This is a genomic window from Serratia sp. CY29653 (assembly GCF_052169255.1).
Classification (GTDB): Bacteria; Pseudomonadota; Gammaproteobacteria; order Enterobacterales; family Enterobacteriaceae; genus Serratia; species Serratia sarumanii.
Window position 1 is genome coordinate 103,183 of sequence record NZ_JBJNLC010000008.1, and the last position, 16,790, is coordinate 119,972.

Below are 16,790 nucleotides of genomic sequence, written 5' to 3' on the forward strand. Positions count from 1 at the left end.
GTTTACTGCCGGCAAAAGTGATTGACCAGCTGGCCCAGCAGTTTGCGCGTCGGTTCGATAAACGCGGTGTCGATGTATTCGTCCGGCTGGTGGGCCTGATCGATGGAACCGGGCCCGAGCACCAACGTCGGGCAGACCTGCTGCACGAACGGCGCTTCGGTGCAGTAGTTGACCACCTGCGTGCGGGTGCCCAGCAGCTCCTCGATCACCGCCACCATGCGGTGGTCGGTCGGGCATTCGTAACCCGGCACCGACGCGTGCAGCTCTTCGATGGTCAGGCGGCCCGGCCAGCGTTGGCTCACCGGTTCCAATGCCTGATGCATCAGCTCGTTGATGTTGTCGAGCGTCATGCCAGGCAGCGGGCGGATATCCAGGTGCAGCTCGCAGCAGGCGCAGATGCGGTTGGCCGCGTCGCCGCCGCTGATATGGCCGAAGTTCATGGTGGGATAAGGCACGGCGAACGCCGGATTGTTGTAGCGCTCCTGCAGGGTTTTGCGCAGCTCCATCAGGCGGCCGATGGATTCGTGCATCAGATCGATGGCGTTGACGCCGCGCGCCGGATCGCTGGAGTGGCCGGACTGGCCGACGATGCGAATGGCGTTGGCCATGTGGCCCTTGTGTGCGCGCACCGGCTGCAGCGAGGTCGGTTCGCCGATGATGGCGAAATCCGGACGAATGGCGGTGGAGGCGGCGAAATAACGTGCGCCGGCCATCGTCGTTTCTTCATCTGCGGTCGCCAGAATGTACAGCGGCTTGGTCAATTTGCTCGCGTCGATGTCGCGCACCGCATCCAGAATAAAGGCGAAGAAGCCTTTCATGTCGGCGGTGCCCAGGCCGTAGAGCTTGTTGTCGTGCTCGGTCAGGGTGAAGGGATCGCGCGTCCAGCGGCCTTCGTCGTAAGGCACCGTATCGGTATGGCCGGCCAGCAGCAGGCCGCCGCTGCCTTCGCCGATGCTGGCCAGCAGGTTGAATTTGTGGCGCGATTCCGGCACCGGCTGCACGTCGACGCGAAAGCCCAGGTCGGCAAACCAGCCGGCCAGCAAGTTGATTAACGCCTCATTGCTCTGATCGAGGCCGGCATCGGTGGCGCTGATCGACTTCGTTGCGATCAACGCCCGGTACAGCTCAATAAATGGAGGTAATTTCATCTTCACTGTTGACAGCCTTTGGTTAGGATAGTATCAATATTCATGCATTTATTTTGAATAAAAATACAGTAAGCCGACGCGTAAGGGAACCCGATACCCGGATGTTTATAAAAGCATCAACGCCAGGCTCCGTGGGTGAACGGCGCAACAACGCTGGCTAGCCCTGTTACCTGGGTCGCAAGCGACCGCACGTCAGTTTAGAAGGTGAAAGGCCACATGTTGAATACGCTGATCGTTGGTGCCAGCGGTTACGCCGGAGCGGAGCTCACGGCTTACCTGAATCGCCACCCACACATGAACATAACCGCTTTAGCGGTTTCAGCGCAAAGTGCAGATGCAGGAAAGTTGCTTTCCGATCTCCATCCCCAGTTGAAAGGCATCGTCGATCTGCCGCTGCAGCCGTTGACCGACGTCGCCAAGGCGGCGCAGGGCATCGACGTGGTGTTCCTCGCCACCGCTCATGAAGTCAGCCACGATATCGCACCGGCCTTCCTGGCGGCGGGTTGCGTGGTGTTCGATCTGTCGGGCGCCTTCCGCGTGCAGGACGCCGATTTTTATAGCCAGTACTACGGTTTCGAGCATCAGCATGGCGCCCTGCTGGAGCAGGCGGTGTACGGCCTGGCGGAATGGCAGAGCGACAAGATTAAACAGGCGCAGCTGATTGCCGTGCCGGGCTGTTACCCGACGGCGGCGCAGCTGGCGCTGAAACCGTTGATCGAAAAACAGCTGCTGAACCTCGACCAGTGGCCGGTGATCAACGCCACCAGCGGCGTCAGCGGCGCCGGGCGCAAGGCCAGCATGACCACCAGCTTCTGCGAAGTGAGCCTGCAGCCGTACGGTATTTTCACCCACCGGCACCAGCCGGAGATCGCCGCGCACCTGGGCGTGCCGGTCATCTTTACGCCGCACCTGGGCAACTTCCCGCGCGGCATCCTTGAAACCATCACCTGCCGCCTGAAGGCCGGCGTGACCGCGCAGGACGTGGCCGCCGCCTATCACGCCGCCTATGACGACAAGCCGCTGGTGCGGCTGTACGACCAGGGCGTGCCGGCGCTGAAAGCGGTGGTAGGGCTGCCGTTCTGCGACATCGGCTTTGCGGTGCAGGGCGAGCATCTGATCGCCGTGGCGGTGGAAGACAACCTGCTGAAAGGCGCGGCGGCACAGGCGGTGCAATGCCTGAATATCCGTTTCGGCTTCCCGGAAACCCAGTCACTCCTTTAAACCAGCGTGAGTAAACAGCAATGAACCCGTTAATTATCAAGTTAGGTGGCGTGTTATTAGACAGTGAAGAAGCGCTGGAGCGTCTGTTTACCGCGCTGGACAGCTACCGGCAGCAGCATCAGCGCCCGCTGGTGATCGTGCACGGCGGCGGCTGCGTGGTGGACGAACTGATGAAGCAGCTCTCTTTGCCGGTGGTGAAAAAGAACGGCCTGCGGGTCACGCCGGCCGATCAGATCGACATCATCACTGGCGCGCTGGCCGGCACCGCCAACAAAACGCTGCTGGCGTGGGCGATTAAACACCAAATCAACGCCGTCGGCCTGAGCCTGGCGGACGGCGGCAGCGCAGTCGTGACCCCACTCGATCCGGCATTGGGCCACGTCGGCAACGCGCAGCCCGGTTCGCCCGCGCTGCTCAATACCCTGCTGAGCGCCGGCTACCTGCCGGTTGTCAGCTCCATCGGCATCACCGCCGATGGGCAGTTAATGAACGTGAACGCCGATCAGGCGGCGACGGCGCTGGCGGCGACGCTGGGGGCGGATCTGATCCTGCTGTCGGACGTCAGCGGCATCCTCGACGGCAAGGGGCAACGCATTGCGGAAATGACGGCGCAAAAAGCGGAACAACTGATCGCGCAAGGCATTATCACCGATGGTATGGTGGTGAAGGTGAATGCGGCGCTTGACGCTGCCCGCACCCTCGGCCGCCCGGTGGATATCGCCAGCTGGCGCCATGCCGATCAGCTTCCCGCTTTGTTTAACGGCGTGTCGATTGGCACCCGGATCCTCGCTTAATTTTAGAATTAGAAAGGAATAGATCATGCAAAACCAAGGCATCAAAAAAATCGTTCTGGCGTACTCCGGCGGCCTGGATACCTCGGCCATCATTCCATGGCTGAAAGAGAACTACGGCGGCTGTGAAGTGGTGGCGTTCGTGGCGGACATCGGTCAGGAGCGCAGCGATCTGGAAGGCGTGGAGCAAAAAGCCCTGCAGTCCGGTGCCTCTGAATGTCACGTGGTCGATCTGCGTGAAGAATTTATCCGCGATTACGTTTATCCGGTGCTGCAGACCGGCGCCCTGTACGAAGGCAGCTACCTGCTGGGCACCTCGATGGCGCGGCCGATCATCGCCAAGGCGCAGGTCGAGCTGGCGCTGAAAGTGGGCGCCGACGCGCTGTGCCACGGTGCGACCGGCAAAGGCAACGATCAGGTGCGTTTCGAGACCACCTACACCGCGCTGGCGCCGCAGCTGAAAGTGGTGGCGCCGTGGCGTGAGTGGAACCTGCGTTCCCGTGAAGCGCTGCTGGATTACCTGAAAGAGCGCAATATCCCGACTACCGCGTCGCTGGAGAAGATCTACAGCCGCGATGAAAACGCCTGGCACATCTCCACCGAAGGCGGCGTGCTGGAAAGCCCGTGGAATGCGCCGAACAAAGATTGCTGGGTGTGGACCGTCGATCCGCAGGAAGCGCCGGACCAGCCTGAGCAGGTGACCGTGACCGTTGAGAAAGGCCGCGTTGTGGCGGTTAACGGTAAAGCGCTGTCGCCGTACCAGTGCCTGGAAACCCTGAACGCGCTGGGTGCCAAGCACGGCGTCGGCCGTATCGACATCGTGGAAAACCGCCTGGTGGGCATCAAATCCCGCGGTTGCTATGAAACCCCGGGGGGCACCATCATGGTGGCGGCGCTGCGCGCCGTCGAGCAGCTGGTGCTGGACCGCGACAGCTTCAAATGGCGCGAGCAGCTGGGCCTGGAGATGTCTTATGTGGTGTACGACGGCCGCTGGTTTGCGCCGCTGCGCCGCTCGCTGCAGGCCTCTGCCGAAGCATTGGCTGAAGAGGTGAACGGTGAAGTGGTGCTGCAGCTGTACAAAGGTCAGGTGACGGCGACCCAGAAAAAATCCGCCAACAGCCTGTACTCCGAAGAGTTCGCCACCTTCGGTGAAGACGAAGTTTATGATCACAGCCACGCGGGCGGCTTTATCCGCCTGTTCTCTCTGTCTTCACGCATCCGCGCGTTGAACGAGAAAAAGAATAAATAATCGATTGGCGTGACTCTGCAAGGGCGCAGCATGCTGCGCCCTTTCGCATAAAAATTCAGGAGTAAGATATGGCACTTTGGGGCGGACGGTTCACTCAGGCGGCGGATCAGCGGTTCAAGCAACTCAACGATTCGCTGCGGTTCGATTATCGCCTGGCGGAGCAGGATATCGTGGGCTCGGTGGCCTGGTCGAAGGCGCTGGTGACCGTTAACGTGTTGACGGCAACGGAGCAACAGCAGCTGGAGCAGGCGCTGAATGCGCTACTGACGGAGGTCCAGGCCGATCCTTTGGCGATCGTCCAAAGCGATGCCGAAGACATCCACAGCTGGGTGGAGCAGAAGCTGATCGAGAAGGTCGGCGATTTGGGCAAGAAGCTGCACACCGGCCGCAGCCGCAACGATCAGGTCGCGACCGATCTGAAGCTGTGGTGCAAACAGCAAGTCGGCGACCTGCATCAGGCGATCGTCCAGCTGCAGCAGGCGCTGGTGGAAACCGCCGAAGCCAACCAGGATGCGGTGATGCCGGGGTATACCCATCTGCAACGCGCGCAGCCGGTGACTTTCGCGCACTGGTGCCTGGCCTATGTCGAGATGCTGGCGCGCGATGAGAGCCGCCTGCAGGATACCCTGAAACGGCTGGACGTCAGCCCGCTGGGCAGCGGCGCGCTGGCCGGCACCGCTTATCCTATCGATCGCGAGCAGCTGGCCGGCTGGCTGGGCTTCGCCTCGGCGACCCGCAACAGCCTGGACAGCGTATCCGATCGCGATCACGTGCTGGAGCTGCTGTCCAACGCCGCCATCAGCATGGTGCATTTGTCGCGCTTCGCCGAAGATCTGATCTTCTTCAACAGCGGTGAAGCGGCGTTTGTCGAGCTGTCCGACCGCGTGACCTCCGGCTCTTCGCTGATGCCGCAGAAGAAAAACCCGGACGCGCTGGAGCTGATCCGCGGTAAGTGCGGCCGCGTACAGGGCGCGCTGACCGGCATGATGATGACGCTGAAAGGCCTGCCGCTGGCGTACAACAAAGACATGCAGGAAGACAAAGAAGGGCTGTTCGACGCGCTCGACACCTGGATGGACTGCCTGCAGATGGCGGCGCTGGTGCTGGACGGCATCCAGGTGAAACGCCCGCGCTGCCAGGAAGCGGCGGAGCAGGGCTATGCCAATGCCACCGAACTGGCGGATTACCTGGTCGCCAAGGGCGTGCCGTTCCGCGAAGCGCACCATATCGTCGGCGAGGCGGTGGTAGAAGCGATTCGCCAGGGCAAACCGCTGGAAGCGTTGCCGCTGGCGGACTTGCAGCAGTTCAGCGCGACGATCGGCGATGACGTTTACCCGATCCTGGCCTTGCAATCCTGCCTGGACAAGCGTGCGGCCAAAGGCGGCGTCGCGCCGCAGCAGGTGGCCGCGGCAATCGCCGCCGCGAAACAGCGTTTGGCTTGACGACGACAAGGGCGGCCCGGTGCCGCCCTTGAACCTCTACCCCGCCAGGCGTGCGCACAGATAACGGTTCAGGCTCACGCCTTCCTCCATCGCGCCGATCGCCAGCCGCCGATGCTGTTCCGGCGTCATGCGCAACACCAGTTTTCCGCTGAAGTTCTTTTCCGCCAGCGCCTGCGGCGGCGTTTCGCCTTGCGCCAACATATCGGCGATCGTTTCGCTCACCACTTTTTCGATACCCTCCAGCGCGCCGCTACGCGTGGCCGCCAGCCAGGACAGCGAGGGGAATTCGGCGCACAGCCCGACATATTCACGATCATCCGCTGACCAGGTGATGCGATAGGTATAGTGTTCATGCTTTTCCATGTTCTTCCTCCATTCTGGCTCCCTTCTTTATTCTAGTATCGTTATTGGTATCACTTCAATGTCGAAGCATAAAAAATGAGCGCAGAAGGGCCGTGAGGCAAGAGGAGGGAGGAAAATGTGGAAAGTGCTGCGCAAAAAAACCGGGCCTGAAGGCCCGGTGGGGATGAGCGGAGAATGAGAGGTTATTCGCCCGGGCAGCGCTGGCAGCGCTCGATTTCGGCCGTGCCGAGTTTGAGCTTCGCCTGCAGGTCACGCAGTGCGGTGCGCAAGCCTTCCTCGATCACCGGGTGATAGAACGGCATGTCCAGCATCTGATCGACGGTCATCTGTTGCTGATGCGCCCAGGCCAACAGGTGCGCGATGTGTTCGGCGTCCGGGCCGATCATTTCCGCGCCGAGGAAACGGCCGGTGCCTTGCTCGCCGTAGACGTGCAGAATGCCTTTGTTGCGCAGCATCACCCGCGAGCGGCCCTGATTCTCAAACGAGACCTTGCCCACTTCAAAGCAGCCGCAGGCGCTGAACTTCTCGCTCAGCTCGCGGAAGGTTGAGCCGACCATGGCGATCTGTGGATCGGAGAACACCACTGAAATCGCGCTGCGGCGCAGGCCCGGATTGATCTCCGGGAAGCTGCCGGCGTTGGCGCCGGCGATGCGCGCCTGATCGCTGGCCTCATGCAGCAGCGGCAGCTGGTTGCTGGCGTCGCCGGCGATGAAAATATGCGGCACGCTGGTTTGCATCGTCAGGCGGTCGGCCAACGGCACGCCTCGGGCGTCGAGCTGTAAGCCGGTGTTTTCGAGGCCCAGCCGATCGACGTTGGGGCGGCGGCCGGTGGCGGCCAGCACGTAGTCCACCAGGATCTCCTGCGGTTGGCCCTGCAGATCCCGATAGCGGATAAATACGCGGTCGCCTTCGCGCTGCATCATCTCTACCTTCACGTCGGCGTCGAGATAGAACTCTTCCCCCAGCGCGTTGGCGGCGTAGTCGCGCACGGCGCTGTCGGTCAGCGGCCCGACGGCGCCGCCGATGCCGAAGACCTTGGTGTCGACACCGAGGCGGTGCAGCGCTTGCCCCAGCTCGAGCCCGATGACGCCAGGGCCGAATACCGCTACGGACTGCGGCAAATCATCCCAGTTGAACAGATCGTCGTTGACGATCAGACGATCGCCCAGTTCGTTCCACGGCGCCGGCCAGCTGGGGCGGGAACCGGTGGCGATCACGATGCGCTGCGCCACGATGCGCGTATGCTCGTCGACCTGCAGCGTGTTGTCGTCGATAAAGCGGGCATAGCCCTGAATTTTATCGCCGGCCGGGATCTCGTCCACGCCTTCCAGCACGAAACCGACGAAACGATCGCGTTCGCGTTTGACGCGCGCCATCACTTCGCGCCCGTCGATGCGGGTTGTACCGGTTGGGTGCACGCCAAAGCCCGGCGCGCGTTCGATTTGATGCACCGCTTCGGCGGCGGCGATCAGCAACTTGGATGGCATGCAGCCAACGCGCGCGCAGGTGGTGCCGTAAGGCCCGCCTTCGATCATCACCACGCTGGGGGTAGACCGTTTGGCCGCGCGATAGGCGCCGAGCCCTGCGGTGCCGCCGCCGATGACCGCAACATCAACGTTCAACAGTTTCATATCCGCTCCTGAAAGGTAAAAAAAGGGCGGGCCGTAGCCCGCCAAAGTTCACGTTGGCTTTGTTATTACTTATTAAGCTGACAGGAAAGTTTCCAGATCGTCGCTGCCGCCGATGTGACGGCCGCCGATGAACACTTGCGGCACCGTGGCGCGGCCGCTGACGGCGCGCAGGCTAACGGTGGTGGCGTCTTTGCCCAGCACGATCTCTTCATACTGAATGCCGCGCTCTTGCAACATTTGCTTGGCTTTGGCGCAGAATGGGCAGCCCGGCTTGGTGAACAGGGAGACCGACTCCTGCACTTTGAATTCCGGCGCCAGGTATTTCAGCATGGTGTCGGCGTCGGACACTTCAAACGGGTCGCCCGGCTTGTTCGGTTCGACGAACATTTTCTCGACCACGCCGTCGCGCACCAGCATCGAGTAGCGCCATGAACGCGGGCCAAAGCCCAGATCCGCTTTCTCGACCAGCATGTTCATGCCTTTGGTGAATTCACCGTTGCCGTCCGGCACGAAGGTGATGTTTTCCGCATGCTGATCGGCTTTCCAGGCGTTCATCACGAAGGTATCGTTCACCGAGACGCACAGAATGCCGTCGACGCCGTGCTGCTTGAATACGCTGGACAGTTCGTTGTAGCGCGGCAGATGGCTCGAAGAACAGGTTGGCGTAAATGCGCCCGGCAGCGAGAACACGATAACGGTTTTGTTTTTGAACAGGTCATCAGTGGTCACATCAATCCATTGGTCGCCCTGACGGGTGTGGAAAGTAACCTGAGGAACTTTCTTGCCTTCTTGACTGGTAAACATTGATTAACCCCTTAATTAGCAAAATTAATTTTTAGCATTTAGCGCGATATCGCTTCGTTGGGACACATTATTGTCGCTGGGGGTTGATAGATCTAATCGCTCATTGCTATCTTATCTATCGCCATGAGCTATCATGGAATGGAGGGAAACAATGAATATTCGTGATTTAGAGTATCTGGTCGCCTTGGCCGAGCACCGGCACTTCCGCCGCGCGGCCGATTCATGCCATGTAAGCCAACCCACGCTGAGCGGGCAGATCCGCAAGCTGGAAGACGAGTTGGGCGTCATGCTGCTCGAGCGCACCAGCCGCAAGGTGCTGTTCACCCAGGCGGGTCTGCTGCTGGTGGAGCAGGCACGTACCGTGCTGCGCGAAGTGAAAGTATTGAAGGAGATGGCCAGCCAGCAGGGCGAAGCCATGTCCGGGCCGCTGCACATCGGCCTGATCCCGACCGTGGGGCCTTATCTGCTGCCGCAGATCATCCCGACGCTGCACAAAACTTTCCCGAAACTGGAAATGTACCTGCACGAAGCGCAAACCCAGCAACTGCTGGCGCAACTCGACAGCGGCAAATTGGACTGCGCCATTCTGGCATTGGTGAAGGAAACCGAGGCGTTTATCGAAGTGCCTCTGTTCGATGAACCGATGAAGCTGGCGGTGTATTCCGATCACCCGTGGGCGCAGCGCGAGCGCGTGGCGATGCCGGATTTGGCGGGAGAGAAGCTACTGATGCTGGAGGATGGCCACTGCCTGCGCGATCAGGCGATGGGCTTCTGCTTCCAGGCGGGCGCGGACGAAGATACCCACTTCCGCGCCACCAGTCTGGAAACGCTGCGCAATATGGTCGCGGCCGGCAGCGGCATTACCCTGCTGCCGTCACTGGCGGTGCCGCCGCAGCGCGAACGCGACGGCGTCTGCTATCTGGATTGCTACAAGCCGGAACCGAAGCGCACCATCGCGTTGGTGTATCGCCCCGGTTCCCCACTGCGCAGCCGTTATGAGCAGTTGGCCGAAGCGATCCGCGAGCACATGCAGGGCTACATCGACAACGCGTTAAAACAGGCGGTTTAAGCCGTTAAGCGCCGCCACCCGGTAGGCTTCGGCCATGGTCGGATAGTTGAAGGTCGTATTAACGAAATACTCGATAGTATTGCCTTCACCTTTCTGTTCCATGATCGCCTGACCGATGTGGATGATCTCCGCCGCACGCTCGCCGAAGCAGTGGATCCCGAGGATCTGCAGGGTGTCGCGATGGAACAGGATCTTCAGGCTGCCTACGTTCATCCCGGCGATCTGCGCGCGCGCCAGATGCTTGAACTGGGCGCGGCCCACTTCATACGGCACCTTCATCGCCGTCAGTTCCTGCTCGGTTTTGCCGACGGAGCTGATTTCCGGAATGGTGTAGATGCCGGTCGGGATATCTTCGATTAGGTGACCGCTGGCTTCGCCGGAAGCGATCGCCTGCGCGGCGATGCGGCCCTGATCGTAGGCGGCGGAAGCCAGGCTCGGATAGCCGATCACGTCACCGACCGCATAGATGTGCGACAGCGCGGTTTGGTACATGCTGTTCACCTTCAGCAGCCCGCGGCTGTCCGATTCCAGGCCGACGTTTTCCAACCCCAGCGAATCTGTGTTGCCGGTACGGCCGTTGGCGTACAGCAGGCAGTCCGCTTTCACCTTCTTGCCGGACTTCAGGTGCACGATCACGCCGTCTTCGGTGCCTTCAATCTTCTCGAACTCCTCGTTGTGGCGGATCACCACGCCGTTGTTCCAGAAGTGGTAAGAGAGCGAATCCGACATCTCCTGATCGAGGAATGCCAGCAGGCGATCGCGGGTGTTGATCAGATCGACCTTGACGTTCAGACCGCGGAAGATAGACGCGTATTCGCAGCCGATCACCCCGGCGCCGTAAATGATCACGTGGCGCGGTTCATGGCTCAGCTCGAGAATGGAGTCGCTGTCATAGATGCGCGGGTGATTGAAATCGACGCTGGCCGGGTGATAAGGGCGCGAGCCGCAGGCGATCACGATGTGGTCGGCGCGGATGGTGTCCTGGGTGCCGTCCATATAGCTGACGCTGACGGTGTTGGCGTCGATGAAGCGCGCGTCGCCGGCGAACAGTTTGCACTGGTTCCGCTCATAGAACCCTTGGCGCATGCGGGTCTGCTGGCTGATGACGTTATCGGCGTGGCGTAAAATGTCAGGGAAGGTCGCGCTGAGCGTGCGCGAGTTGTTGTAAAGCGGGTTCTGGTTGAATTCGATAATGCGGCTGACGGCGTGGCGGAGGGCTTTGGAAGGGATGGTGCCCCAGTGGGTACATCCGCCGCCTACGTTGTTGTACCGTTCGATAACGGCCACGCGGGCGCCCTGTTTCACCAGCCCCATGGCGGCACCTTCACCACCAGGGCCCGAGCCAATCACAATGGCATCAAATTGATAGTGCTGTTGCATGTAGGAGAGACCTGTTTTTTATACAAGATTACAACGGTATCTTAACATCATAGCGCTGCTCACCCAATCACCATTAGGCTTTTTGAGGCAAAGCACAATCGGCTCAGGGCGGAAGTGTGATAGAGCGCGTTAGTATAAATGCTGTTGCAATAAAATTTGCTATATTGCCGAGTCTAGGGCGTTAGACTGAGAGAATGGAACCTATCCGGATATGCATATGGGCGTCAGAGCACAACAAAAAGAACGGACTCGTCGTTCCCTGATCGAAGCCGCATTCAGCCAGCTGAGCGCCGAACGCAGCTTCGCCAGCCTGAGCCTGCGGGAAGTTTCACGCGAGGCGGGCATCGCGCCCACGTCGTTTTACCGCCATTTCCGCGATGTGGATGAGTTGGGGCTGACCATGGTGGACGAAAGCGGCCTGATGCTGCGTCAGTTGATGCGCCAGGCGCGCCAACGCATCGCCAAGGGCGGCAGCGTGATCCGCACCTCGGTGTCCACCTTTATGGAATTTATCGGCAACAACCCGAACGCCTTCCGCCTGCTGCTGCGCGAGCGTTCCGGCACGTCGGCGGCATTCCGTGCGGCGGTGGCGCGCGAGATCCAGCATTTCATCGCCGAACTGGCGGACTACCTCGAGTTGGAAAACCACATGCCGCGCAGCTTTACCGAAGCGCAGGCGGAAGCGATGGTCACCATCGTGTTCAGCGCCGGCGCGGAAGCGCTGGATATCGACGTCGAGCAGCGGCAGCAGCTGGAAGAGCGGCTGGTGCTGCAGCTGCGGATGATCTCCAAAGGGGCGTATTACTGGTATCGCCGCGAACAAGAAAAAGCTTCTGTGTCCCACGTATAAAAAAGGTAAAAAATGATGGAAAAACCAGGCCGTGAAAATGGCACCTTACTGCTGGCGTTGATTGCCGGCCTTTCGATCAACGGTTCGTTTGCCGCGCTGTTCAGCTCGGTGGTGCCGTTTTCGATCTTCCCGCTGATTGCGTTGGTGCTGGCGGTGTACTGCCTGCATCAGCGTTACCTGAACCGCGCCATGCCGGACGGCATGCCGAAGCTGGCGGCGGCCTGTTTCCTGCTGGGGCTGCTGATGTACAGCGCCATCGTGCGCGCCGAATACCCGCAGATCGGTTCCAACTTCCTGCCGTCGGTGATCTGCGTGGCGTTGGTGCTGTGGATCGGGATGAAACTGAAGGCGCGCAAGGCGCCGGATGCGCCGACTCAAGAGTCGTAATGAAACGGGGCGCCATGATGGCGCCCCTGTCGTATCAGCGGTGCTTTTCCAGCAACACGCCGCATTCCATGTGATGGGTATACGGGAACTGATCGAACAGCGCCAGGCGGCTGACCCGGTGCGTGGCCTGCAGCGTTTCCAGGTTGGCGCACAGCGTTTCCGGATTGCATGAGATATAGAGAATGCGCGGGTAGGCCTGCACCATCTTCACCGTTTCCTCGTCCAGCCCGCTGCGCGGCGGATCGACGAAAATCGTCTCGCAGTTGTAGCCGCTCAGATCGATGCCTTTCAATCGGTTGAATTCGCGCACCCCGTTCATCGCCTGGGTGAAGTCTTCCGCCGCCATGCGAATGATCTGCACGTTGTCGATATGGTTGGCGGCGATGTTGTACTGCGCCGCCGCCACCGACGGTTTGGCAATCTCGGTCGCCAGCACGCGCTCGAAATTGCGCGCCAGCGCCAGCGAGAAGTTGCCGTTGCCGCAATACAGCTCCAGCAAATCGCCTTTGGAACCGGCGGTCACCGCCAGCGCCCATTCCAGCATCTGCACGTTCATGGCCGCGTTGGGCTGAGTGAAGCTGTTTTCCACCTGCCGGTAGATCATGTCGCGGCCGGCGACCGGCAGCACTTCGTCAACATAATCCTGGTCGAGCATGATTTTGGTCTTCGACGCCCGGCCGATCAGCTGCAGGTCGAAACCCTGCGCGCGCAGATCGTCGCGCAGCTGCTCGGCGTGCCGTTGCCAAACGTCATCCAGCTTGCGGTGATACAGCAACGAAGCGATGATTTTGCCGCTTTGCGTCGACAGATAATCGATCTGGAACAGCTTGTGACGCAGGATCGGTTCCGGTTTCAGCGCGGCGATCAGGGCGCTCATCAGGCGGTTGATCAGTTCGCTGGCGGCCGGGAACCGATCGACGCGAATACGCTGCTTGGTCTGCTGATCGAACATGATGTGGTACATGTCGTCCGCGTCGTGCCAGATGCGGAATTCGGCGCGCATGCGGTAGTGGTCGACTGGCGAGCGGAACACTTCCGGCTCGGGCGCCGCGAACGGTGACATCAACGTCTTCAGGCGGGCGACTTTCTCCGCCAGTTGGTCATCGTAACGTTCAATAGGCAAATTCTCGGGCGTCATGTGTGTCTTCTCGTCAGGCAAATTTGATCAGCGGGGATTGTAGGGAATCAGCCCGTGAAGTCCAGTTTTGTCGCGTTTATTATTTGTAACATTAGTAGCAGTCTAGACATCTATTTTCATTGATCGTAGCATTGCCGTCCGGCCTCAAGCAGCGAGTGAAAAGGGAATCCGGTGTGAATCCGGAGCTGACGCGCAGCGGTAAGGGGAAGTCACGGCGATAGCGTTTCGACGCAGACACTGTCCATTGCAGGATGGGAAGTCATCGCCCGTTGCCGGTCGCGCCCCGCGGCCTGCAAATCCCAAGCCCGAAGACCTGCCGGTGTTACGTCGCAATGTCCGTGGCCGTCGCGAACTATCGGCCATGATCCTGCGGCATCCGCCAATTAAGTTTGGATGCTTTTCTCATGACAATTACAAAAAATACGCTGCTGGCGGTGGTTTCCTCCGTCACGGCTTTTTCTGGATGGGCGCAAGACAACACCACAACCACGAATGGCGATAACCTGGTGGTGACCGCCAACCGCTTCCCGCAGCCGGTTTCTTCCGTGCTGGCGCCGACTTCCATCGTCACCCGCAACGATATCGATCGCTGGCAGGCCAAGAGCCTGACCGACGTGATGCGCCGCCTGCCGGGCGTGGATGTTGGCCAGAACGGCGGGCTGGGGCAAAAGAGCTCGCTGTTTATTCGCGGCACCAACTCCAGCCACGTGCTGGTGCTAATTGACGGCATTCGCCTTAATCAGGCGGGCGTCAGCGGCTCTTCCGATCTTAGCCAAATCCCAATTTCGCTGGTGCAGAAAGTCGAATACATCCGCGGCCCGCGCTCGGCGGTGTACGGCTCCGACGCCATCGGCGGCGTGGTCAACATCATTACCACCCGCGAAAAGAACGGCACGACGCTTTCCGCCGGCCTCGGCTCCAACGGCTATCAATCCTATGACGCGTCGACCCAACAGCTGCTGGGCGACAGCACCGTGGCGACGGTGGCGGGCGACTACACCTATACCAAAGGGTATGACGTGGTGGCCTATGGCAGTACCGGTATGCAAAGCCAGCAGGATCGCGATGGTTTTATGAGTAAATCACTGTATGGTGCGCTTGAGCATCAGTTCAGCGAATCGGTCAGCGGTTTTGTACGTGGGTATGGCTACGACAACCGCACGGCGTACGATAGTTACTATTCCTCTCCGGCCAGCTCTCTGCTCGATACTCGCAAGCTGTACAGCCAAACCTGGGATACCGGATTGCGTTATAAAGAAGGCATTTACGCAACACAATTGACCGGCAGCTACAGCCATAGCAAGGATTACGATTACGATCCTCGCCGCGGTATGCATGATAGCTCGGCCAGCCTGGTGGATTCCGAACAGTACAACCTGCAGTGGGGCAATACGCTGCAGGTTGGACAGGGGACCGTAAGCTCTGGCGTCGACTGGCAGCAACAGAAAATCAAACCGGACTCCACCACCGTAAAGGGTGAAAAAAGCCAACGTGATGCAGGCATCTATCTGACCGCGCAGCAACTGGTTGGCCCGGTGACGCTGGAAGGCGCGGTTCGGGGTGACGATCATTCCGAGTTTGGCTGGCACGGCACCTGGCAAACCAGCGCGGCCTGGGAGTTCGTCGAGGGATACCGTTTTATCGCGTCGTATGGCACGGCGTTCAAAGCACCCAATATGAGCCAGCTATACGGCAACTTTGGCAATAACACCGATCTGAAGCCGGAAGAAAGCAAGCAGTGGGAAGGCGGTTTTGAAGGGCTGACCGGGCCGGTGACCTGGCGCATCTCCGGTTATCGCAACGACATCGACAATTTGATCGATTCCACGGGGGAAACCAACTACGTCTATTACAACGTGGGTAAAGCGACCATCAAAGGGATTGAAGCGACGGCGTCTTTTGATACCGGCCCGCTGACGCACCAGATTGGTTACGATTATGTCGATCCGCGTAACGCAAAAACTCACGAAGTGCTGCTGCGCCGCGCCAAACAGCAGGTGAAATATGAGCTGGACTGGCAGCTGTATGACTTTGACTGGGCGGTGACTTATCAATATCTGGGTCAACGTTATGACAAGGACTACAGTACCTATCCGGAGCAGAGCGTGAAACTCGGCGGCGTGAGCCTGTGGGATCTCGCAGTTTCGTATCCGGTCACATCTCATCTGACAGTTCGTGGTAGAATTGCCAACCTGTTTGATAAAGATTATGAGACGGCCTATGGCTACGCTACTCCAGGAAGAGAATACTACCTCACTGGAAGCTATACCTTCTAACAGCACCGCCACACCTCGCCCGACGGTGCTGGTTTTCGATTCCGGCGTCGGCGGGCTGTCGGTATATCAGGAGATTCGGCAGTTGCTGCCGGATCTCCACTATATATACGCTTTCGACAACGTGGCGTTCCCCTACGGCGAGAAGTCCGAAGAGTTTATCGTTGAGCGCGTGATGGAGATTGTCGGCGCAGTGCAGCAGCGGCATCCTCTGGCGATTGTCGTCATTGCCTGCAACACCGCCAGCACCGTTTCCTTGCCGGCCCTGCGCGAGCGTTTCAGCTTCCCGGTCGTGGGCGTGGTGCCCGCCATCAAGCCTGCCGCCCGTCTTACCGTTAACGGCATCGTCGGCCTGTTGGCGACCCGTGGCACCGTACAGCGCAGCTACACCCACGAACTGATTTCCCGTTTCGCTACCGACTGCAAGATTGAACTGCTGGGCTCTTCAGAGCTGGTGGAGCTGGCGGAGGCCAAGCTGCACGGCGAAGCCGTGCCGTTGCCGGTACTGAAGAAGATCCTGCATCCGTGGCTGAGCATGCGCGAGCCGCCGGATACCGTCGTGCTTGGCTGCACCCATTTCCCTCTATTAGCTGAAGAGCTGATGCAGGTGTTGCCGGAAGGCACCCGGCTGGTGGATTCCGGCGCGGCGATTGCCCGTCGTACCGCCTGGCTCATCTCGACGCAGGAAAATCTGGTCTCGAGCCAGGAAGAGAATCTGGCCTATTGCATGGCGTTGAATGAAGATACTGACGCTTTATTGCCCGTTTTGCAGATCTACGGCTTTAAATCGTTGAAAAAACTGCCGCTTTAACGGTGTTTTGGTTAAACATTCAACGGTCGGAAAAAATATTGAAAATAGGGGTTGCGGCCTGCCGAGAACTCCCTATAATGCGCCTCCACTGACCGGGAACAACGACTGACAAGCCGCCGGGTCAGCGAGAAGACAGCGAAATAAACGCTTGACTCTCCGGGCTAAAAGCGTAATATACGCAGCCCGCGCCGATGAGTTTCTCGGCACTGCTCTTTAACAATTTATCAGACAAT

At 59.7% G+C, this 16,790-nt stretch carries 15 protein-coding genes and 1 riboswitch; of the genes, 9 read left to right on the forward strand and 6 right to left on the reverse strand.

The window, feature by feature from the left end; translation table 11 throughout:
* Window positions 1-2 precede the first annotated feature (2 nt).
* Window positions 3-1,148 (reverse strand): acetylornithine deacetylase, encoded by a 1,146-nt coding sequence (gene argE, locus ACJ8HN_RS23700; protein WP_033649896.1) that lies wholly within the window; start codon window positions 1,146-1,148, stop codon window positions 3-5.
* A 216-nt stretch (window positions 1,149-1,364) separates the two neighbouring features.
* Here argE and argC point away from each other — a divergent pair, with 216 nt between their 5' ends.
* The 4 genes from argC to argH all read left to right on the forward strand — a co-directional run bounded on the left by argC (window position 1,365) and on the right by argH (window position 5,851).
* Entirely contained in the window at window positions 1,365-2,369 is a 1,005-nt protein-coding gene (gene argC / locus ACJ8HN_RS23705) for an N-acetyl-gamma-glutamyl-phosphate reductase (RefSeq protein ID WP_033636428.1), read from the forward strand.
* A 20-nt stretch (window positions 2,370-2,389) separates the two neighbouring features.
* Window positions 2,390-3,163, forward strand: coding sequence for an acetylglutamate kinase (gene argB, locus ACJ8HN_RS23710; RefSeq protein ID WP_033636427.1), 774 nt, complete (start codon window positions 2,390-2,392; stop codon window positions 3,161-3,163).
* Window positions 3,164-3,188: 25 nt separating this feature from the next.
* Window positions 3,189-4,409: an argininosuccinate synthase gene (locus tag ACJ8HN_RS23715; RefSeq protein ID WP_019452247.1), complete on the forward strand. Its 1,221-nt coding sequence runs from the start codon at window positions 3,189-3,191 to the stop codon at window positions 4,407-4,409.
* A 68-nt stretch (window positions 4,410-4,477) separates the two neighbouring features.
* Window positions 4,478-5,851, forward strand: a complete 1,374-nt coding sequence (gene argH / locus ACJ8HN_RS23720) for an argininosuccinate lyase (protein WP_033636426.1) — start codon at window positions 4,478-4,480, stop codon at window positions 5,849-5,851.
* Window positions 5,852-5,887: 36 nt separating this feature from the next.
* Here the strand turns inward: argH and ACJ8HN_RS23725 are convergent, their stop codons facing one another.
* The 3 genes from ACJ8HN_RS23725 to ACJ8HN_RS23735 form a co-directional block, all read right to left on the reverse strand.
* Entirely contained in the window at window positions 5,888-6,214 is a 327-nt protein-coding gene (locus ACJ8HN_RS23725; protein ID WP_033654540.1) for a type II toxin-antitoxin system HicB family antitoxin, read from the reverse strand.
* A 182-nt stretch (window positions 6,215-6,396) separates the two neighbouring features.
* Complete coding sequence (locus ACJ8HN_RS23730; protein ID WP_442524034.1) at window positions 6,397-7,845, reverse strand: dihydrolipoyl dehydrogenase; 1,449 nt, start codon at window positions 7,843-7,845, stop codon at window positions 6,397-6,399.
* Between the two features lie 72 nt (window positions 7,846-7,917).
* The gene (locus ACJ8HN_RS23735) at window positions 7,918-8,649 is read right to left on the reverse strand and encodes a glutathione peroxidase (protein WP_019452251.1); all 732 of its coding nucleotides are present in this window, start codon (window positions 8,647-8,649) and stop codon (window positions 7,918-7,920) included.
* 151 nt (window positions 8,650-8,800) lie between these two features.
* Between ACJ8HN_RS23735 and oxyR the strand changes: the two genes are divergently transcribed.
* Entirely contained in the window at window positions 8,801-9,718 is a 918-nt protein-coding gene (gene oxyR, locus ACJ8HN_RS23740) for a DNA-binding transcriptional regulator OxyR (protein ID WP_033636422.1), read from the forward strand.
* On the opposite strand, the gene sthA is transcribed toward oxyR, so the two are convergent.
* A complete protein-coding gene (gene sthA, locus ACJ8HN_RS23745) occupies window positions 9,701-11,098 on the reverse strand; it encodes a Si-specific NAD(P)(+) transhydrogenase (protein ID WP_004931047.1) in 1,398 nt (465 codons plus the stop codon). The two genes, oxyR and sthA, sit on opposite strands and share 18 nt — an antisense overlap.
* A 217-nt stretch (window positions 11,099-11,315) precedes the next feature.
* Between sthA and fabR the strand changes: the two genes are divergently transcribed.
* Both fabR and ACJ8HN_RS23755 read left to right on the forward strand, forming a co-directional pair.
* Window positions 11,316-11,948 (forward strand): HTH-type transcriptional repressor FabR, encoded by a 633-nt coding sequence (gene fabR / locus ACJ8HN_RS23750; RefSeq protein WP_004931044.1) that lies wholly within the window; start codon window positions 11,316-11,318, stop codon window positions 11,946-11,948.
* A gap of 15 nt (window positions 11,949-11,963) precedes the next feature.
* The gene (locus ACJ8HN_RS23755) at window positions 11,964-12,335 is read left to right on the forward strand and encodes a YijD family membrane protein (protein WP_033649905.1); all 372 of its coding nucleotides are present in this window, start codon (window positions 11,964-11,966) and stop codon (window positions 12,333-12,335) included.
* 34 nt (window positions 12,336-12,369) lie between these two features.
* Here the strand turns inward: ACJ8HN_RS23755 and trmA are convergent, their stop codons facing one another.
* Window positions 12,370-13,473: a tRNA (uridine(54)-C5)-methyltransferase TrmA gene (trmA, locus tag ACJ8HN_RS23760; protein WP_049195666.1), complete on the reverse strand. Its 1,104-nt coding sequence runs from the start codon at window positions 13,471-13,473 to the stop codon at window positions 12,370-12,372.
* A gap of 115 nt (window positions 13,474-13,588) precedes the next feature.
* A riboswitch (cobalamin riboswitch) is annotated at window positions 13,589-13,808 on the forward strand.
* A 69-nt stretch (window positions 13,809-13,877) separates the two neighbouring features.
* On the opposite strand from trmA, the gene btuB reads away from it, so the two are divergent.
* Window positions 13,878-15,749, forward strand: a complete 1,872-nt coding sequence (gene btuB / locus ACJ8HN_RS23765; RefSeq protein ID WP_049195665.1) for a TonB-dependent vitamin B12 receptor BtuB — start codon at window positions 13,878-13,880, stop codon at window positions 15,747-15,749.
* Window positions 15,694-16,557, forward strand: a complete 864-nt coding sequence (murI, locus tag ACJ8HN_RS23770; RefSeq protein ID WP_049195663.1) for a glutamate racemase — start codon at window positions 15,694-15,696, stop codon at window positions 16,555-16,557. The genes btuB and murI overlap by 56 nt, the downstream gene beginning before the upstream one ends.
* Window positions 16,558-16,790 lie beyond the last annotated feature (233 nt).